Consider the following 19,198-nt stretch of genomic DNA (forward strand, 5'->3'; position numbering starts at 1 on the left):
ATAAATAAAAAGATGGAAGAGAACATTTATTCCATCTTTTATTTATTAGTAACATTAATCATGTATAATACATATTTATGTATCTTTCATAATTAAATGGGAATGCTATTAGTACATAATCTAAGGGGAGATAGTATGTGAATAATTTTTTTACAAATAGGCAGATTTCAGTAATGATATACAGCATAGTTATTGGATATAGTGTTATAAATATACCCAAAGATGTAGCAGAAGTTGCTGGTACTGGTGCATGGTTTTCATTGTTAATTGCAACAATAATATTCATTTTAACTACATACATAATTACATATCTTCAGTACAACTATGAAAATAAAACGCTTTGTGAATATAGTGAAATGCTAGTTGGCAAATTCATAACAAATTTATTTTTAATCATATGTTTAGTGTACTTTTTTGTGTTTTTTACCATGATCACAAGGCGATATGCTGAAACTATTAAAGCACTTCTCCTCAATAAGACACCATCAATATATATAATTATAGTATTCTATATAGTTATAGGTTATGGACTGACAAAAGGAATTAATGTTATTGCAAGAATGTGTGAAATATATGTACCTATTAATATAATAGGAAGTATACTAATTAACTATCTTTTAATTTCAAAAGGTAGGTTAGTGAATTTAAAACCACTATTTTTTGTTGAAGATATAAAGACGTATATTCAAGCATTGTCAAGTACAATTCTTCCTTTTATGGGGATAGAAATTTTACTTTTTATGCCAGTTAATCGTGTAAAAAATAAGAATATTTTTAGATATACAATGTTAATGGTTGGATTCATAGGAATTTTGTATATATACATAGCAGAATCAACTATATCTGTGGTTGGAGTAGAATTAGTAATATTGATAAGATCAACAGTACTTTCTATATTAAAAGGCGTTGATGTATATAGTCTTGATATTATTAGAAGACTTGATGGATTTTATGTAATTATCTGGACAATAAATATAGTTTGTGCTATGTCCTTATGGGGATATGGAGTAAGCTTTATTATAAGTAAAAAATTTAAAAATATCAAATATAATTATATAGTAATTATTATGATTTCTATATCTTTTATAGTATCTCAAATACCTAAAACAGTAGGTCAAATAAGAGAGATAATTAAATATAATTCATATTTGGGAATTATTGTGTGCTGGGCCATACCAATTATTTTATTTATAATTACAAAGGTGAAAAGATATGATAAACGGAAGACGTAGTAAAATAGCGTGTATATTAATGTTATGTTTATTTTTAACAGGATGTTGGGATTATAGGGACGTTAATAGGAGAACTATTGCTATTTCAGCTGGAGCAGATATTTTAAATAATAACATAGTGAATGCAGGTGAGAAAGCAAAGCTTTGGTCAAGTTTTTTAGGAAAGGGAAGTACTAATCAAGTAATAGAGTCTTATAAATATAAAGCTGAGGGTAAAAACTTTGATGATGTAAGATCAAATTTTGAAGCTGGAATTTCTAATCCAGATTTTCCAGGCTCAATAAGGGTATTTGTATTCAGTAAAAGATATGCTGAGGAAAGAGGTATAAAATCTTATATGAAAAGACTTTATTATCTTATTGGACTTAGAAGTTCTGTAATGCTAGCTGTAAGTAAGGAGCCAGTGGATGAACTTTATAGTAAAAAAGTTAATAATGATATATCCATAGGATATGGAATAGAAGATACAGTTAAGCATTTAGACTTAAATGGAAGAGCATTATATAAAACAGTTCAGGATATAGAATCAGATATAGAATTTGGAAGTATAGGATTTTTACTTCCATACATTACAGAAGAGAATGATGCTATTAAATATGTAGGGTTTGCAGCATTTAATGGCAATAAATTGGTAGGTACTGTTAAGCGTGAAGATGGTAATGGTTTTTTATTTGTGCTATCAAAAAAAACTACTGATATAAGATCTATTACTTATCCTAAAAATCCCAAGACTTTAATTTCAATTAAAAGTAATTTAGTAAAACGAAGCATAAAAACTAGTTATAAAGATAATGTAATTAACATTTATATAAATTTAAAGTTAAAATCACAAATGCAATATGAAGAGAATGTTGAACCAATGAATAAACAAGATAGGAAAGAAGTAGAGAAAATAATTCAAAATGAAATAAAAGAAGATATTTTGTCTTCTGTGGTACGTTCACAAAAGGAATTTAAATCTGATGTTTTTGGTTTTGCCAGATATTTCAAAGGGCAAAATATAAAAATCTATAGGCAAATAAATTGGAAAGAAGAATATCCTAAAGCAATTTTTCATGTAAATGTAGATACAAATATTGTAAACACTAACTTTTTAGATCCAAATGCGAAAGTACATTAAACAAAGTGAGGGAGAGGAATATGGTATGGGAACATAAATTAGAACAACTTAAAAAGAATATCACAGGAATGTTATCAAGAAAATTAAATGTTAAAGGTAAGAAAATATATATACTATATATTCCTCAAATTACAGATAGGAATAGTTTGTCAGAAAATATTATAAAGCCATTATTACAGTATAGTGACGAGCAAACATTAACAGCAGAACTAATTATAAGCTCTATAATTTACATAGATGATGTCCTTTTAGAAGATGATACAAATGAAATCACTGAATATGTTTTGCAAGGAAAATCGGTCATTATTATATGTGACAGCAGCAAATATATAGTAGCTAATACTTTGAAGATTGAAAAAAGAAATATTCAGTCTCCAGAAGTAGAAGCTGCAGTTAGATCACCGAGAGATGCTTTTAACGAAAATATAGATTCAAATTTATCACTAATACGTTATAGAATAAAGGACTCAGCCTTAAGAGCAGACTATTGCACTGTAGGTGTAAGAACAAAAACATCTGTTGTATTAGTATATCTTCAAGATGTTGCAAATCAAAAATATATAATAGAAATTAAAAAAAAGTTAGCCAAAATAAAAGTTGATGGTATTTTAGAATCAGGATATATACAAAAATTTCTATCAAATAAAAATTCTACTTTGTTTTCAGAAATAGGTATTAGTGAGAGATCAGATTCAGCATGTGCAAGTATATTAGAAGGGCGTATTTGTATTTTAGTAGATGGAAGCAATTTAGCATTAATAGTACCTAAAGCTTTTATTGAATATCTGGACATTGGAGATGATCATTATGACAATACTTATGTAGGTATGTTTCTCAAAGGTTTGAGAGGTATGGCTTTAATTATGAATCTTACGTTGTCCTCAGTATATGTTATAATTGTTGCCTTCCATCCAGAATTTCTTCCATCACAGTATATTTTACTGCTTGCAGCTTCTAGAGTGCAGGTTCCTATAAACGCTGTTACAGAAGCTTTAATGATGGAGGTCATATTGGAGTTACTTAGAGAAGCAAGCTTAAGACTTCCAAAACAAATAGGTTCTTCTGTAAGTATAGTTGGAACTATTGTTATTGGTCAAGCAGCAGTTTTCGCAGGCATTGTAAGTCCTCTTATGGTTATAATTGTATCGCTGACTTCTATGGCATCCTATGCTATTGCAGATTATACTTTTATGAATTCTATGAGATTGTTAAAATTTTTTATGATTTTTCTTTCAAGTATATTTGGATTATTTGGATTTTGTATGGCATTAAGTATTATAGTTATTAAAATATCATCTATTACAAGCTTTGGTGTACCATATACTGAACCAATAGCTCCATTTAATTATGAAGATATGAAAAATTATATTTCAAGTAATGTGGTTCAAAATAAACATCGACCTAATTTTTTAAATACAAAGAATAAAAGAAGAAAAAAATAATCAGTATAATGTTGACAAAGTAGAGTATCAAGTAATACAATAACTATATAATTATTTAATTATATAGTTATTGACATGCGGAGGATAATTATGAATAAGGAAGAAATAAGTGTTAAAATTTTTAAAGCATTGGGACATCCTATAAGATATAAGATAGTTAAGTTTTTGTATGATGGACCAAAATGTGTATGCAAGTTAAATGAAAATATAGAGTTTAGTCAAGCAAATTTATCTCAACATTTAAGAATACTTAAGGAAGCTGGTATACTATCCTCTGAAAAGGTTGGTATGAACACTCATTATAGAATTAGTAGTGAAGAAATAAAAAACATTATTAATAGTGTGGATAAGCTTGTTATGAGTTATTTTGATGATTCTAAATAAAATAATTATATAAATTTAGGAGGAGTAAATTATGGAAATAAAAATTTTAGGTTCAGGTTGTTCAAATTGTAAAAAACTTGAGGCAAATGCAAAGGAGGCTGTTAAGGAGCTAAATGTAGAAGCCGACATCACAAAAGTACAGGAAATTAAAGATATCATGAAATATGGAGTTATGAGAACGCCTGCTATAGTTATTAATGAAAAAGTTAAAATGTTTGGTAAAGTTTGTACTGTTGATGAGATTGAAAAATATATTAATGAAGAAATATAAATATAAGCTATATTAAAAAAGGACTTTAATCCTAATTTAATGGAATTAAAGTCCATTAAATTAAAACAGTACATAAGTATTTAATTATAAAGTTATAATATGAATGGAGAGATAATATGTTTACACCTGTACAAATTTTTGCTGATTGGATTGTTTATAATGTATTTGGAATTGCTAAAGAAAGTAGAATTGGAAGCGCTTTAAATTTCTTTGTATTTGATACTATAAAGATATTTATATTATTGCTAATTATTATTTATGTAATTACATTTATAAGAAGTTTCTTTCCACCAGAAAAAACAAGAAAGATACTTGCCAAAAGTAAAGGAAGCACATTTATTGGACATGTTTTTGCAGCTTTACTTGGAATTGTTACACCATTTTGTTCATGCTCTGCAGTACCACTTTTTATTGGTTTTGTGGAAGCAGGAGTGCCACTTGGAGTTACGTTTTCCTTTTTAATAGCTGCACCAATGGTAAATGAAGTTGCACTAGGACTTCTTTATGGTCTGTTTGGAATAAAAATAGCTGTTATCTATGTAGTTTCTGGTGAGATAATTGCAATAGTAAGTGGTATCATAATTGGAAAATTAAAAATGGAAAAGCATGTAGAAGGATATGTTTATGAAATGCAAATGAATTCTGATTTGGAATTACCTGATCCAACAATAAAGGAAAGATTAATAGATTCTTGGAATTTCACTAAGGATTTAATAAAGAAAATATGCTTGTATGTAATAATCGGTATTGCTATAGGTGGTTTCATACATGGATGGATTCCAGCGGGAGCACTAGCAAAATATGCAGGAAAGAGTAATCCATTTGCAGTATTTGTAGCCGTTGCAATTGGAGTTCCATTGTATTCTAATGCTGCTGGGGTAATTCCACTAGTTAGTGAACTTACAAGAGCTGGAGTTGCAATGGGAACAGCTTTGGCATTTATGATGGCCGTTACAGCTCTCAGTTTACCAGAGGCAATTCTTTTGAGAAGGGTTTTAAAACCTAAATTATTGGCAGTGTTCTTTGGAGTAGCGGCACTAGGAATAGTGTTTACTGGATATTTATTTAATTTTATGATAAGTTAAAACTTTGTATATAGTAAAGCCAGTTGTTAAAAGCTTTCTTTAGTTGTAAATTAATATAATTTATAGTTATAAAGTTTAATTTATTTCAAGTATATTATTATATTAAATTTAATAATACGCTTCTGGAAGAAGTATTCTTTATAGTAATAGAATTTGATTTTTAAATAAGTAAACATTATAAAGTTATATTGTTTTGAAGGGTAATAGTAACACTTTGTATATAAATGCATAAAATGCTAAATATAGATTACAATAAATGTAGTAAATAATATAATGCTAAAATAACTATATAATATTGACTATACATAAATGATTGTTTATACTATACATAGATGAATATCTATATATGGGAGGGGAGATTAGTATGAGTAATCAATCATCAAAATTGTCATGGCTTGATCGTTATTTAACATTATGGATCTTTATAGCAATGGCACTAGGAATATTTTTAGGATGGGCGCTGCCAGGTTTATCTGATGCATTATCAAAATTATCAATTGGAACAACATTTATTCCTATAGCAATAGGACTCATAGTTATGATGTATCCACCACTTGCTAAAGTTAATTATAAGGAACTTGGAAAGGTTTTTAAAAATCCAAAGGTATTAACTCTTTCATTAGTTCAAAATTGGGTTATAGGACCATTATTAATGTTTTCTCTAGCAGTTATATTCCTTAGAGGGTATCCGCATCTTATGGTAGGGTTAATTCTTATAGGACTTGCAAGATGCATTGCTATGGTTATTGTATGGAATAGTCTTGCAGATGGAGATAGTGAATATGCAGCAGCATTAGTAGCATTTAATTCAATATTTCAGGTAGTATTCTATTCAATATTTGCTTATATATTTATCACCGTATTACCAAAAGCTGTAGGACTAGAAGGTATGCAAGTTCATGTTTCTATGGGTCAAGTAGCTTCTTCGGTAGCTATTTATTTAGGTATTCCGTTTATTGGGGGAATCCTTACAAGATTGTTGTTAGAGCCTAAAAAAGGAATGGAATGGTATACTAAAACATTTGTGCCTAAGATAAGTCCTTTAGCTTTAATAGCATTATTATTTACTATAGTTATAATGTTTATGTTTAAAGGAAAATATATTATTGAATTGCCAATGGAAGTAGTAAGAATTGCTATTCCTTTGCTTATATATTTCTTAATTATGTTTTCAGTATCTTTTTTTATAAGTTATAAGTCAAAAATAGATTATCATAAGACAGTTAGCTTATCATTCACAGCTGCAAGTAATAATTTTGAATTAGCAATTGCAGTAGCAGTAGCAGTTTTTGGCATTCAGTCACAGGAGGCTTTTACTGCTGTTATAGGACCATTAATTGAAGTACCTGTTATGATTGCACTTGTCAATGTAGCTTTATCATGGGGGAGAAAGTATTTTGGATTGAAATAAATTAGGATTAATTATCTGAAATAATCAAGATAGATAACTATATATATAAATTTATTTATTATAATTAACACATTTGAATAATATTGACTATATATGGATTATGATTTATATTATATATAGATAATTATCTATATATGAGGTGATGCAGTGGATAACAAATATGAAATTAATGCTAAAATTTTTAAAGCGTTATCAGATCCAAGCAGATTAAAAATTCTTGATATGCTTTCATGTGGTGAAAAATGTGCTTGTGAGATATTGGAAAGTTTTGATTTTACACAGCCTACATTATCACATCATATGAAAGTATTGATTGAGTGTGGACTTGTAAAGTCTAGAAAAGAAGGTTTATGGAGTCATTACTGTTTGGATACTAATAATACGAGTAAATTGATGTTATTTTTAATGGGGATCTTTACTGATACAGAGGATTGTATTTGTAAAGAAAAAAACAAATGTAATTGTAGTGAATAATAATCAATTAATCTTGCTTAATAAGAGTGTCATACTAGGTAACCATCAAATAAAATTTTATTTTGAATAAAGGAGAGGTAGAATATGAAAAAAATGATTATTTTCGATCCAGCTATGTGTTGTTCAACAGGAGTATGCGGACCAGGAGTTGATCCAGAATTATTAAGAGTAGCTACAGTACTAGATAATTTGAAAAGAAAAGGCGTAATGATTGAAAGATACAATTTAACAAGTAGTCCTCAGTCTTTTATTGATAATAAAGTTATTAATGAAATACTAAATAGTGAAGGAATAGATGTATTACCAGTTACTATAGTTGATAATGCTGTAGTAAAGAAAGGTTCATATCCAACTAATGAAGAGTTTTGTAAATTGCTTGGAATATCAGAAGATTATTTAAAAGCTGGACTTAAGTTTAAAAAGAAATCTGGTGGATGTGGTTGTAATGGTGGCTGCTGCTAATTAAAGAAAAGAGGGATAACTATGGTAAAGAATTTTTCCTTGGAAAATTTAGAGTTAACTAAATATATATTTTTTACTGGAAAAGGTGGAGTTGGAAAAACATCAGCAGCATGTGCAACTGCAGTTACTTTAGCCGATCAAGGGAAAAAAATTATGCTTATAAGTACAGATCCAGCTTCAAACTTGCAGGACGTATTTAGTACAGAGTTAAATAATAAAGGAATTGCTATTAAAGAAGTACCAAATTTAGTAGTAGCAAATTTTGATCCAGAGCAAGCTGCCAGAGAATACAGAGAAAGTGTTATCTCGCCATATAAGGGAAAGCTTCCAGATGCAGTAATAAAAAATATGGAGGAACAACTTTCAGGGTCTTGTACTGTGGAAATTGCAGCCTTTAATGAATTTTCTAATTTTATAACTGATGAAAAAGTAGAAAAAGAATTTGAACACATTATATTTGATACTGCACCAACAGGACATACTTTAAGAATGCTTCAGCTTCCATCAGCCTGGAGTAATTTTATAAGTGAAAATACACATGGAGCATCTTGCTTAGGACAATTGGCAGGACTTGAAAGTAAAAAAGAAGTATATAAAAAGGCTGTAAAAACTTTAGCAGATGAAAAAAGAACCACACTTATACTTGTGTCACGGCCGCAAAGAACACCTTTAAAGGAGGCAGAAAGGGCATCCAAGGAACTACAAGATATAGGAGTAAATAATCAAATATTACTTATTAATGGAGTATTAAAAATTCATGATGACCGTCTTTCCAGCTCAATTTATAAAAAACAAGAAGAAGTTTTAAAAAATATACCAAAACATTTAAGAAAGTTAAAGACATATAAAATTCCATTAAGACCTTATAATGTAACAGGTCTTGAAAATGTAAGAGCTTTTTTAAAGGAAGACAATATTAAATATAGTGATGAAGCTTTAAATAATGAAAAGATGCTAAAATTAAAAACAGTAATTGATGATTTATATAGTACAAATAAAAAAGTAATTTTTACTATGGGTAAAGGTGGAGTTGGAAAAACCACTATAGCAGCAGCTATTGCACTAGGTCTTGCAGAAAGAGATAGAAAGGTACATTTAACCACTACAGATCCAGCAGCACATTTAAAGTTTGTTTTAGATGATAGCTATGGCATTACTTTAAGTCATATTGATGAAAAGAAGGAATTGGAAAAGTATAAAGAAGAAGTTTTAAGTAAGGCTAGAGAAACTATGGGAGAAGAAGATTTGGCTTATGTGGAAGAAGATTTAAGGTCTCCATGTACTCAAGAGATTGCAGTATTCAGGGCTTTTGCAGAAATAGTTGATAGATCTAAAAATGAAACAGTTGTTATAGATACTGCACCAACAGGACATACATTGCTGTTATTAGATTCTACCCAAAGCTACAATAAAGAAATTGAGCGTTCACAAGGGGATATACCGGAATCAGTTAAAAAGCTCTTGCCTAAGCTCAGAAATGCTGATGAAACAGAGGTTATAATTGTAACCTTAGCTGAAGCCACACCTGTATATGAAGCTATGAGATTAGAGGCGGATTTAGAAAGAGCAGGTATCAATAGTAAATGGTGGGTTATAAATTCAAGTTTGTTTGCAACAGATACCACCAATGCTATTCTTAGAGCAAAAGCAAGTAATGAGATAGCCTGGATAAATAAAGTAAGTGAAATTTCTGATGGGAATTTTGCAGTTATTGAGTGGAAGGAAAAAGAATTAAAAGAGGATAGATTACTGGATTTAATTAAATAACTGAAGTTTTTTAGTTTAAAAATTCAGCACAATATTTTTGAGAGGACAGCGAAGTAGGAAAACTCACACCTTTATTGTCCTCTGAAAAATTGAGGTTCATTATACTTATATCAAGTCAAAATTATATTTGAAAAAGTTAAATTTGCACTAGAGACAAATATTATCAATACTTATTTAGTAAAAGAGAATCTCTTTTACTTTTTTTTATACCTTAATTTTCTGTTAAATTTTTGTAGTATTTTATGTAACAAAATCAAAACACATTACATATTATGGTAATGTGTTTTGATTTTTAATTATTATAAGGGGATGGGTATTATAAAAAGAGAAGAGGATAAACACAATAAAATTGTTATGGGTATTGTAATTTCTCTTTGTGCTTTACTTGTTATATATTTGGGTATGGCTGCATACTTTGTTAATCATTTTTATTTTGGATCTCAAATTAATCATATCAATGTTTCTTGTAAAACTGTAGATGAAGCTAAGCAACAAATGGAAGCTGAATTGGAAAAATATACATTAAATTTAAAAGAACGTGGGGACAAAAATGAACAAATTAAAGGTATTGATATTGATTTGAAGCATAATTTAGGAGGAGAATATAAAAGTTTAAAAGCCTCACAAAAGCCTTTGGAGTGGATTTCAGCATTCTTCAATGAAGAAAATTTAAAAATGACAGATGCAGTTACATATGATAATGAATTGTTAAAGCAAAAGGTGGAGAAGCTTTCTTGTTTTGATAAGTGTAATATAATTGAACCTAAAAATCCAAATTTCAAGTATACAGACAAGGGTTATGTGATTGTAAATGAAGTAAATGGAAATAAGATTAATAATGATATTTTATATGATAGAATGGCAAAGGCCATACAGAATGAAGAAACTACAATAGATTTAGAAGCAGATAATTGCTATATAAATCCAAAGTATACTTCAAAATCTCAAAAGACTATTGACAATAAAAATATTCTTAATAAATATGTAGCTTCTAAGATCACCTATACTTTTGAAAATCGTAAAGAAACCATAGATGGATCTATAATAAATAAATGGCTTGAAGTTAATGAGAATTTTGAAGTTGTAGTTGATAAGAAAAAAGAAAACACTTATATGAAGACATTGTTTGAAAACTATAATACTGTAGGGAAGATGAGAAGTTTTGCTTCAGCATCAGGTAATACAATAAGTATTGGCGGCGGTGATTATGGCTGGCTAATTGATACTGATAAGGAAATGCAAGAATTGAATGAAGTAATTAAACAGGGAAAAACTATAGTAAAGGAGCCTTTTTATGCTCAAACTGCTTTTTCTCATGATAGTAATGACATAGGAAACACCTATGTGGAAATAAATATAACAAGACAACATTTGTGGTTTTATAAAAATGGATCATTGATAGTACAAGGGGATGTTGTTACTGGTAATGCAAGTAATCATGGCACCCCAAAAGGTATCTATAGTTTAAAATATAAAGATAGAGATGCTGTATTAGTTGGTCCAGGTTATAAGTCTCCCGTTAATTTTTGGATGCCATTTAACGGAGGAATTGGCATTCATGATGCAAGCTGGAGAAGTGAATTTGGAGGGATCATATATAGGGGGGATGGTTCTCATGGTTGTGTAAATTGTCCATATTATTTAGCGAAAAACATATTTGATAATATTGAGGCAGGAACTCCAGTTATATGCCATTATTAACTTGAATTCGCAAACTAAAAATATTGAGGCATATAAGATGTATATATTGTTGAAAAGTCTGAAATAATAAGTAATAAGATGTATATTTAAGTTTTGTTTTATGTTAATACGAAAGTTTTTATTAGTCTCAAAAGAGGTGATTATGATATCGGAAAAGAAGTTAGCAGAAAAAAGGTTGACGGAAGCCTATAACAACGCAAAAATTGAGTACTTTGATAACAATTCTAAATATATATTTTTCAGTGATTGCCATAGAGGAGATTCTACACCATCTGATGAATTTTCGAAAAATCAAAATATCTTTTTATTTGCATTAGAATCCTATTTTAATAATGGATACACCTATGTTGAGGTTGGAGATGGGGATGAACTTTGGGAAAGTTCTGATTTTAAGGCAATAAGACTGGCACATGATGAAGTATATTCTCTATTAAAAAAATTCTTTGATTCTAATAGATTGATTATGTTATATGGTAACCACAATATATATTTAAAGTATAAGAATTTTGTAAAAAAGAATTATTATAAATTTTATGATGATTATAACCAGGAAGATGTAGAATTATTTCCTGGGATTACTCCATATGAGGCAGTAATATTTAAACATAAAAGTACAGGACAGGAAATATTAACTGTTCATGGTCATCAAGGTGACAGGATGAATGATAAGTTATGGCACTTTACTAGGCTTACAGTAAGATATTTTTGGAGATATCTTCATTCAATAGGTTTTATAAATCCTGCGAGCCCTGTAAAAAATGCTGAAAAGATTCATAAAATTGAACGCATCTATAACAATTGGATTGAAATGAACAAAATTATGATTATCTGTGGACATACACATAGACCACATTTTCCAAAAGTTGAAGAATTACCTTATTTCAATGATGGGTCCTGTGTACGAGCAAGTGGAATACAAGGAATTGAAATAGTAGATGGAAAAATAATGTTAATTGAATGGAGTATTCGATATGATCCATCAGGTGATCTTCATATAAGAAAAAAAATATTAAGAGGTCCAAAACCAATTGAAGAATTTGATTTAAGAACTGATAAAACAAATATTGTTAAATAGAAATAGTTGTGCAAAGTATACTTTTGGCACAACTATTTTATTTGTTTATGTTATATTGTTAAGTCATTATATTCTTTTATTTTTATTGCTTTATTAAATACGTCTGCAATCAGGAAAAATGTTAATGAGATAATTACTAATGTTACTAAGCCTATTGTTATATTAAGGCCCAATATTTGAACTAAACCATGATCAGGATTAAATATTGAACTATAAGCGGCTTCAATAATTGCTTCTATGAAAAAAATGTATCCAATTATATTAAAACGTTTTACACTACTTTGAATAAAAGGATTTTCTTTAAAATTATCTGTTAGTCTCAGTAAAATGTATATAGCAAGTGAATATCCTAAAAGTACAATTGCTATATATATTTTTTTAAATAGAAAGCTTAAAGTAGTTTTATCACCAATTATTTCACATATAAAAACAATACTACCTACTATTAAACTTATAATTATTAACATTAATGACAGCCATAAAAATGATGTTAATAATGATTTAATTTTTTCACTTTTCATTTACAACACCCCTTTCATTGTATTATATACCATTATAATACATATTTCATTGTTTATCAATAAATTATTATTGATATTCATTATATACAAGTAAAATATGCTTAATTTAGACTCAATCCACTTTGTAAAACGAAAAGCCATATTTGTAATTGAAAACTTAATTTTTGCAACTTGTTCAATTTATGATTAAGGTTTATTGAAAAAAATGTTATAATATTGTAAAACGTAAAAAATAATAAATTAGAAGAAAAGAGATGTTAAATAATGAACATTAGAACTGTTTCAATTGTTGGATTAGGTGCTTTGGGAACGATGTATGCAAAATATTTTTCAGATAAATTATGCAAAGATAAAGTTCGCATTATTGCAAACCAAAAACGTATACAAAAATATAAAAAGCAGGGGATTTACTGTAATAATGAGATTTGTGATTTCAATTATATTTTACCAGAAACCCAGCAAGAGCCTGCAGATTTATTGATTTTTTCTGTGAAATTTAATCAGTTGCAGCAAGCTATAGAGGATGCAAAAAAACAAGTAGGAAAAAATACAATTATTATTTCAGTGTTAAATGGAATTTCAAGTGAAGAAATTATAGGAAAAACTTTTGGAATGGAAAAAATGCTTTATTGTGTTGCACAGGGAATGGATGCGGTAAAGCTTGAAAATAAGCTGAATTATGAGAATATGGGAATGCTTTGCTTTGGTGAGAAAGATAACAATATAATGTCTGAAAAAGTTACCTCTGTTGCAAAATTTTTTCATACTATAGATTTTCCTTATGAAATTCCCAAAGATATGAAGCATAAAATGTGGGGAAAATTTATGATGAATACAGGAGTAAATCAGACAGTAGCAGTATTTTCAACAAATTATGGTGGTGTACAAGCAGAAGGCGAACCTAGAAAAGTTATGATATCAGCTATGAGAGAGGTTATTGATCTTTCTGAAAAAGCAGGTACAAACCTAGATGAAACTGATTTAAAATATTGGTTAAAGGTACTTTCAACATTAAATCCATTAGGAATACCTTCTATGGCTCAAGATATGGAAGCTCACAGGAATACAGAAGTAGATCTTTTTGCTGGAACAGTAATTAACCTAGGAAAAGAATACAATGTGCCAACTCCTACAAATCAATGGCTGTATGAAAAGGTACAGGAGATGGAGAAAAAGTTTGTGTAAAATATTATTTTTAAACTGCCAAAGTTGAATTTTTAATCATATAACTTGTTTTATTCCAATTAAGATTAATATAATTCCTGATGCAAAAGTAGCTTTTTTTCCTAGATTCCTTTTGTTAAAAAATTCTGTAATGTAGTTTCCAGACCATAGAGCTAAGAAGCTTATTATAGCTGAAAACAATCCTATTAAAATTGAATTTAAACCAATCATACCTGCACTTATACCTCCACCAATATTGTTTACAGACATAGCAACACCTAATAAAGTTGCTTCTTTGTAATCGATATCTTTAGAGTTATCTAAATCTGCAATTTCTAGATTTCTCAAAACATTGTATATAGAAGGATCTTGTTTCATTTTATCTTCAGAAGCTTTATTAAAATAAGGCTCTACTATAATCCAAAGGCCGATAATTATAAGTAACAACATACTTAATATTGAAGATATATTACTGCTAAGAACTTTTGTTAAAAAGTTTCCAGAAAACGCAGCAAGAGAAGAAATAACAAAAGTTATAACAGAAATCCATAAGTTTTTTAGTGTAGATATTTTTATACCTCGAATGCTATAGGCAATTCTAACACTTATGTTGTCTAGGTTATTGATTAGAGCAATGAAAACTGTATAGATCAAATGCATAATTAAGACCACCTTTTTAAGCTTATTTAATTCTATCTTAATAATATATAATTTTTACAAGTATTGTTTGTAAAATTTAAACGTAAAATGGTAATTTCTTTACTGAATTTTACAGTTGTGATTTTAAAATATTATCATTGAAATATAGTAATTGTATATAGCCTAAATCTATAAATTAACTTAATAAAAATGTAGAATTTACTAGTAATTAAATATTCATTAGTCACAAATAATAAGTGTAAATAGTATCAAAACTAGAATTGTTTTTAAAGTTATTTTTGTATCAGATGTTTTGATAAATATTGGATTTTATATGAATTAGGAGATGTATAATTTGAAAGGAAAAAGTAAAATATCGATTTTTTTAATAGTATTTTTACTATTTACATTTATGTTGACTAATAAATATGGACTTGAAAAATCAAAAGCTACCATTTCGGATGGTAGCAAAAAGGTGATTTATTTAACTTTTGATGATGGTCCAAGTGACATCATTACAAATAAAGTGCTAGATATTTTAAAAGAAAATGATGTAAAGGGTACTTTCTTTCTTATAGGAAATCAAATCGACGGCTTAGAAGATGTTGTGAAAAGAATCCATAAAGAAGGACACAGTATTGGACTTCATACTTACACACATAAAATGAAGCGGATTTACTCTAACAAAAATACCTTTATAAATGAAATGCTGCAATCTCGTGAAAAGATAAATAAAGTAACTGGTGTCTCTGCTAATGTAATTAGGTTTCCAGGAGGAAGTAGAAAACACCTTTCAGATGACTTTCTCACTCAACTTCATAGTTATAATTTTAAAATATATGATTGGAATATGGTAACTGCAGATGGTTTAAACCCAAAAGCTTCTCCAGATAGATTATATAGAGAAGCAACAGATAACAAGAAAGAATTATCTAGCATAATTTTACTTTTGCATTGTGATTATATGCATAAAAATACATGCAAAGCATTACCTAGAATAATTAAATACTATAAGGATAAAGGGTATGAATTTAAGATAATTACAGAAGATACACCAGAGCTTTATTTTCCTATAACTAAAAAGTCTTTTAATTTATTTGATTTCTTGTTTCCGTATATAGATTGTAAAAAATAGATAATTATGCAGGCCAATTTAGCCTGTATATTTTTTTATCAGATTTAAAAATATTACTTTGTATTTTAATTAAATTTTAATTTTGTATGGATAATATAAAATATGATAAAGTTAGGTTATAATTTTTTCAACAGACTAGAAATAGCATGGGGTGGTGGTAATTTGAAGGATTTTAAAATTCTTTTAGTGGAAGATGAAAAACAAATGTCAATGTTTATTGAAATGGAGCTTGTTCATGAAGGATATAAAGTTGATAAAGCCTATGATGGGAGAGAAGCCTTAAGAAAAGTAGATAATGTGGAATATGACTTAATTCTTCTTGATATTATGATACCATATTTGAATGGTATTGAGGTTTGCAGAAGAATAAGGGAGTTTTCTTATGTACCTATAATAATGTTGACAGCTAAAGGAGATGTACCAGATAAAGTTTTAGGACTTGATGTTGGTGCCAATGATTATTTAACTAAACCATTTGCCATAGAAGAATTATTGGCAAGAATAAGGGTATATAAAAGGGATAAAACCTTAAAAAATAAAAATGATGAAATTAAAGTTAAAGATATTGTTATGGACAATAAAACCCATCAGGTTTGGAGAGGTAATAAGGAAATTGAGCTTACTAAAAAAGAATATTATCTTCTTGAAACGCTTTTAATTAATAAAAATATTGTACTTACTAGAGATAAATTAATTGAGGAGATATGGGGGTATGATTATGATGGAGATACCAATGTGGTAGATGTGTTTATAAGATATTTGAGAAGTAAAATTGATGATGGCTTTGAAGATAAACTTATAACTACTATAAGAGGAGTAGGATATGTTATTAAAGATAATTAGAAGTGCAAAAATTTCTATAAAGCTCACAGTAATATATGCTTTTATGTTTTCCTTAGTATTGCTTTTGTTAAATGCATCAATTTTGTATGGTGTTAAGTATTATATGTACAATCAAGCAAATAAACAGATAGAAGATATGCAAACTATAGTGTTAAATAAGATTACATCACAAAATGAGCAGATGGATTTGGCAAGTAAAGAAATTTTATCAAACTTTCCGTCTAAAGAAAATGTATCTGTAAGGATAATACAACAGGATGGCAAAGTAATAAATTCATCAGAAAAATTTGATTATAATATTAAACAATCTAATTTCAAAAAATCACCAAGTAAAGAAAAGCATATGGAGGATAAAGAGCGTCATTTAACATATAAAAACGTTAAATATGAAAGTAAAAAGTATAGCACTGTATATATTCAAATAGTAAAGGATATGCACAATGAATATGAGTTTATGAAAATATTATTTGTAGTTATGGCTGCAGCTGACTTTATAGGAGTTATTGCTTCAATTATATTAGGATATATGGTAAGTAAAGAAATGTTGAAACCTATTGATAATATTACTAAAACTGCTGAAAACATAAGTATCAAAAATTTGAAGGAAAGAATAGAAGTAAAAGAAGGATCTGATGATGAACTTAAAAGGCTTGCTAGCACCTTTAATAAAATGATAGATAGACTTCAAGAAGCTTTTAACAGGCAGGCACAATTTGTTTCAGATGCTTCACATGAACTTAGAACCCCTATTGCGGTCATTCAAGGATATGCTAATTTACTGGACAGATGGGGGAAGGATGATAGAAATGCTTTAGAAAAATCCATTTATGGAATTAAGTTAGAAGCTGCTAATATGGCTGATTTAATTGAAAAATTATTGTTCCTTGCAAGAGGGGATAGTGGCACTCAAGTAATAGAAAAAAAGGAATTTTGGATTAATGAATTAATTGATGAAGTAGTGGAGGAAAGTAAAATAATAGCACAAGAGCGCAGCATATGCAGCAATAAAAATGATATTGTAAAAATTTTTGCAGATTATAAAATGATAAAGCAGATGTTAAGAATATTTATTGATAATAGCATAAAGTTTACTTCAGAGAATGGAAAGATAAATATAAGCTCAGAAGTTCAAGACAAAGCTGTAAAAATAACTGTTAGTGACACAGGTATTGGAATACCTGAAAATGAAATTGAAAATATATTTAATAGATTTTATATTGTAGATAAATCTAGATCTAAAGAAAAAGGTGGTACGGGGCTTGGATTGTCCATAGCAAAATGGATTGTTGATATGCATAAGGGAACTATAAATGTAGAAAGCGAAGAATGTAAAGGTACAAAAATAGTGGTGACATTGGATATAGGAAAATAGAGTTTTTGGTATCAGGCAAATAAAGAAAAAGTATAAGGTGAAAGAGAAGGTTTCTTTCATCTTATTTTTATGTGATATTTACTTAAAATTTAAATTATAGGAGAATTTTTTTGATAAATTTAAGAACTATTTAATGTGATTTTAATGTTGCAATAATATTATTAATCAATAGAAAGTTACATAGGCTTTCTAAATATTATAATAACTTGGAGGGGTCAAATATGAATAAAAAGCTTGTTGCAATGGTAACTAGCTTAGTGGTTGGTGGTACTGTGCTTTGTGGAACTGCCTATGCTAATGCTTCACAACTTTCTGGATATGAGTCATATAAAGCATCTGTAAAGGATACTAAAGCTTTAAAGAATGGAACTGCAGATTTAAAGGTGTCTGTGTATGACAATGGCAGCGATATAGTTGATATGACTGCTAATGCTAAAATTAATTTACCTTCTAATGCCATGAGTGAAGTAACTACTGTAAAGTCTAGTGCTGGTAATCAAACTTTCAGCATGTACAAACAGGATGAAAAAAATATTTTTAAATCAAGCAGCAGCGATGTCTATAATGTAAGGGAAAATAAGAACAAAAATGTTAATAAAAAAGATAAAGTTGAAAATCCTGAAATAGCTAAAAGTGTAGAAACTGTAGTAGACACCTTAGTAGGTAATATGAAAAATAATGTATCAGTAGTTGATAACAATGATGGTACTAAAAAAGTATCTATAAATTTAAGTGAAAATGATGTAACACCATTAGTAAATGCTTTAACATCAATGGCTATGATTAAAAGTGGCGGTGAACCAATGCATAATGGAAAAGCTGGAGAAATTAATTTAACAAATGTTCTTCCACAGCTTCAAAGCAATATAAAAATTAAATCTGTAGAAGTAACTGGAGATATTAACAAGAGCGATATACTTGATAATCAAGTTGGAAAAATAGTTTTAACTGGTACAGATGCTCAAGGAAAAACTCATGAAATTACTATTAATGCTACTTTAGATTTATCAAATATAAATAGTACAACCCCTGATACTGTTGATTTAACTGGAAAACAAGTAAACACTGTAACTGAAAAGTTTAGAGGAAGAGATTAATAA

The 19,198-nt window shown here is 28.5% G+C and carries 19 protein-coding genes; 17 read left to right on the forward strand and 2 right to left on the reverse strand.

Annotated elements, in window-relative coordinates; all coding sequences use genetic code 11:
* Positions 1-137: 137 nt before the first annotated feature.
* The 12 genes from EG57_RS0209535 to EG57_RS0209590 all read left to right on the forward strand — a co-directional run bounded on the left by EG57_RS0209535 (position 138) and on the right by EG57_RS0209590 (position 12,424).
* Entirely contained in the window at positions 138-1,232 is a 1,095-nt protein-coding gene (locus EG57_RS0209535; RefSeq protein WP_032077006.1) for a GerAB/ArcD/ProY family transporter, read from the forward strand.
* Positions 1,213-2,352: a Ger(x)C family spore germination protein gene (locus tag EG57_RS0209540; protein ID WP_032077007.1), complete on the forward strand. Its 1,140-nt coding sequence runs from the start codon at positions 1,213-1,215 to the stop codon at positions 2,350-2,352. Before EG57_RS0209535 ends, EG57_RS0209540 begins: the two co-directional genes overlap by 20 nt.
* Before the next feature lie 20 nt (positions 2,353-2,372).
* Positions 2,373-3,794 carry a spore germination protein gene (locus tag EG57_RS0209545; protein WP_032077008.1) on the forward strand — a complete coding sequence of 474 codons (1,422 nt, stop codon included), beginning with the start codon at positions 2,373-2,375 and terminating at the stop codon, positions 3,792-3,794.
* Positions 3,795-3,884: 90 nt separating this feature from the next.
* A complete protein-coding gene (locus EG57_RS0209550; protein WP_029163672.1) occupies positions 3,885-4,178 on the forward strand; it encodes an ArsR/SmtB family transcription factor in 294 nt (97 codons plus the stop codon).
* A gap of 31 nt (positions 4,179-4,209) precedes the next feature.
* Positions 4,210-4,449, forward strand: a complete 240-nt coding sequence (locus EG57_RS0209555) for a thioredoxin family protein (RefSeq protein ID WP_032077009.1) — start codon at positions 4,210-4,212, stop codon at positions 4,447-4,449.
* 116 nt (positions 4,450-4,565) lie between these two features.
* Positions 4,566-5,534, forward strand: coding sequence for a permease (locus EG57_RS0209560; RefSeq protein WP_032077010.1), 969 nt, complete (start codon positions 4,566-4,568; stop codon positions 5,532-5,534).
* Between the two features lie 364 nt (positions 5,535-5,898).
* Positions 5,899-6,945 carry an ACR3 family arsenite efflux transporter gene (gene arsB / locus EG57_RS0209565; protein ID WP_032077011.1) on the forward strand — a complete coding sequence of 349 codons (1,047 nt, stop codon included), beginning with the start codon at positions 5,899-5,901 and terminating at the stop codon, positions 6,943-6,945.
* Positions 6,946-7,092: 147 nt separating this feature from the next.
* Positions 7,093-7,419 (forward strand): ArsR/SmtB family transcription factor, encoded by a 327-nt coding sequence (locus EG57_RS0209570; RefSeq protein WP_029163676.1) that lies wholly within the window; start codon positions 7,093-7,095, stop codon positions 7,417-7,419.
* Positions 7,420-7,503: 84 nt separating this feature from the next.
* A complete protein-coding gene (gene arsD / locus EG57_RS0209575; protein ID WP_029163677.1) occupies positions 7,504-7,881 on the forward strand; it encodes an arsenite efflux transporter metallochaperone ArsD in 378 nt (125 codons plus the stop codon).
* A gap of 21 nt (positions 7,882-7,902) precedes the next feature.
* Positions 7,903-9,648 carry an arsenical pump-driving ATPase gene (gene arsA / locus EG57_RS0209580; RefSeq protein ID WP_032077012.1) on the forward strand — a complete coding sequence of 582 codons (1,746 nt, stop codon included), beginning with the start codon at positions 7,903-7,905 and terminating at the stop codon, positions 9,646-9,648.
* A 309-nt stretch (positions 9,649-9,957) separates the two neighbouring features.
* Positions 9,958-11,349, forward strand: a complete 1,392-nt coding sequence (locus EG57_RS0209585; RefSeq protein ID WP_032077013.1) for a L,D-transpeptidase family protein — start codon at positions 9,958-9,960, stop codon at positions 11,347-11,349.
* Positions 11,350-11,491: 142 nt separating this feature from the next.
* Positions 11,492-12,424, forward strand: coding sequence for a metallophosphoesterase (locus EG57_RS0209590; protein WP_032077014.1), 933 nt, complete (start codon positions 11,492-11,494; stop codon positions 12,422-12,424).
* A 50-nt stretch (positions 12,425-12,474) separates the two neighbouring features.
* Here the strand turns inward: EG57_RS0209590 and EG57_RS0209595 are convergent, their stop codons facing one another.
* Positions 12,475-12,945 carry a DUF2975 domain-containing protein gene (locus tag EG57_RS0209595; RefSeq protein WP_032077015.1) on the reverse strand — a complete coding sequence of 157 codons (471 nt, stop codon included), beginning with the start codon at positions 12,943-12,945 and terminating at the stop codon, positions 12,475-12,477.
* Between the two features lie 264 nt (positions 12,946-13,209).
* On the opposite strand from EG57_RS0209595, the gene EG57_RS0209600 reads away from it, so the two are divergent.
* On the forward strand, positions 13,210-14,130 hold the full coding sequence (locus EG57_RS0209600; RefSeq protein ID WP_032077016.1) for a ketopantoate reductase family protein: 921 nt from the start codon (positions 13,210-13,212) through the stop codon (positions 14,128-14,130).
* A gap of 36 nt (positions 14,131-14,166) precedes the next feature.
* Here the strand turns inward: EG57_RS0209600 and ytaF are convergent, their stop codons facing one another.
* Positions 14,167-14,769, reverse strand: coding sequence for a sporulation membrane protein YtaF (gene ytaF, locus EG57_RS0209605; RefSeq protein ID WP_032077017.1), 603 nt, complete (start codon positions 14,767-14,769; stop codon positions 14,167-14,169).
* Between the two features lie 391 nt (positions 14,770-15,160).
* On the opposite strand from ytaF, the gene EG57_RS0209610 reads away from it, so the two are divergent.
* The 4 genes from EG57_RS0209610 (at position 15,161) to EG57_RS0209625 (ending at position 19,195) form a co-directional block, all read left to right on the forward strand.
* Positions 15,161-15,883, forward strand: a complete 723-nt coding sequence (locus tag EG57_RS0209610) for a polysaccharide deacetylase family protein (protein ID WP_242859833.1) — start codon at positions 15,161-15,163, stop codon at positions 15,881-15,883.
* 162 nt (positions 15,884-16,045) lie between these two features.
* Positions 16,046-16,726 carry a response regulator transcription factor gene (locus tag EG57_RS0209615; RefSeq protein ID WP_032077075.1) on the forward strand — a complete coding sequence of 227 codons (681 nt, stop codon included), beginning with the start codon at positions 16,046-16,048 and terminating at the stop codon, positions 16,724-16,726.
* The gene (locus tag EG57_RS0209620) at positions 16,707-18,098 is read left to right on the forward strand and encodes a sensor histidine kinase (protein WP_032077018.1); all 1,392 of its coding nucleotides are present in this window, start codon (positions 16,707-16,709) and stop codon (positions 18,096-18,098) included. The genes EG57_RS0209615 and EG57_RS0209620 overlap by 20 nt, the downstream gene beginning before the upstream one ends.
* 221 nt (positions 18,099-18,319) lie before the next feature.
* Positions 18,320-19,195 carry a hypothetical protein gene (locus tag EG57_RS0209625; RefSeq protein ID WP_032077019.1) on the forward strand — a complete coding sequence of 292 codons (876 nt, stop codon included), beginning with the start codon at positions 18,320-18,322 and terminating at the stop codon, positions 19,193-19,195.
* Positions 19,196-19,198 lie beyond the last annotated feature (3 nt).

Origin of the sequence: Clostridium drakei, from assembly GCF_000633595.2 — a bacterium.
Classification (GTDB): Bacteria; Bacillota; Clostridia; order Clostridiales; family Clostridiaceae; genus Clostridium_AM; species Clostridium_AM drakei.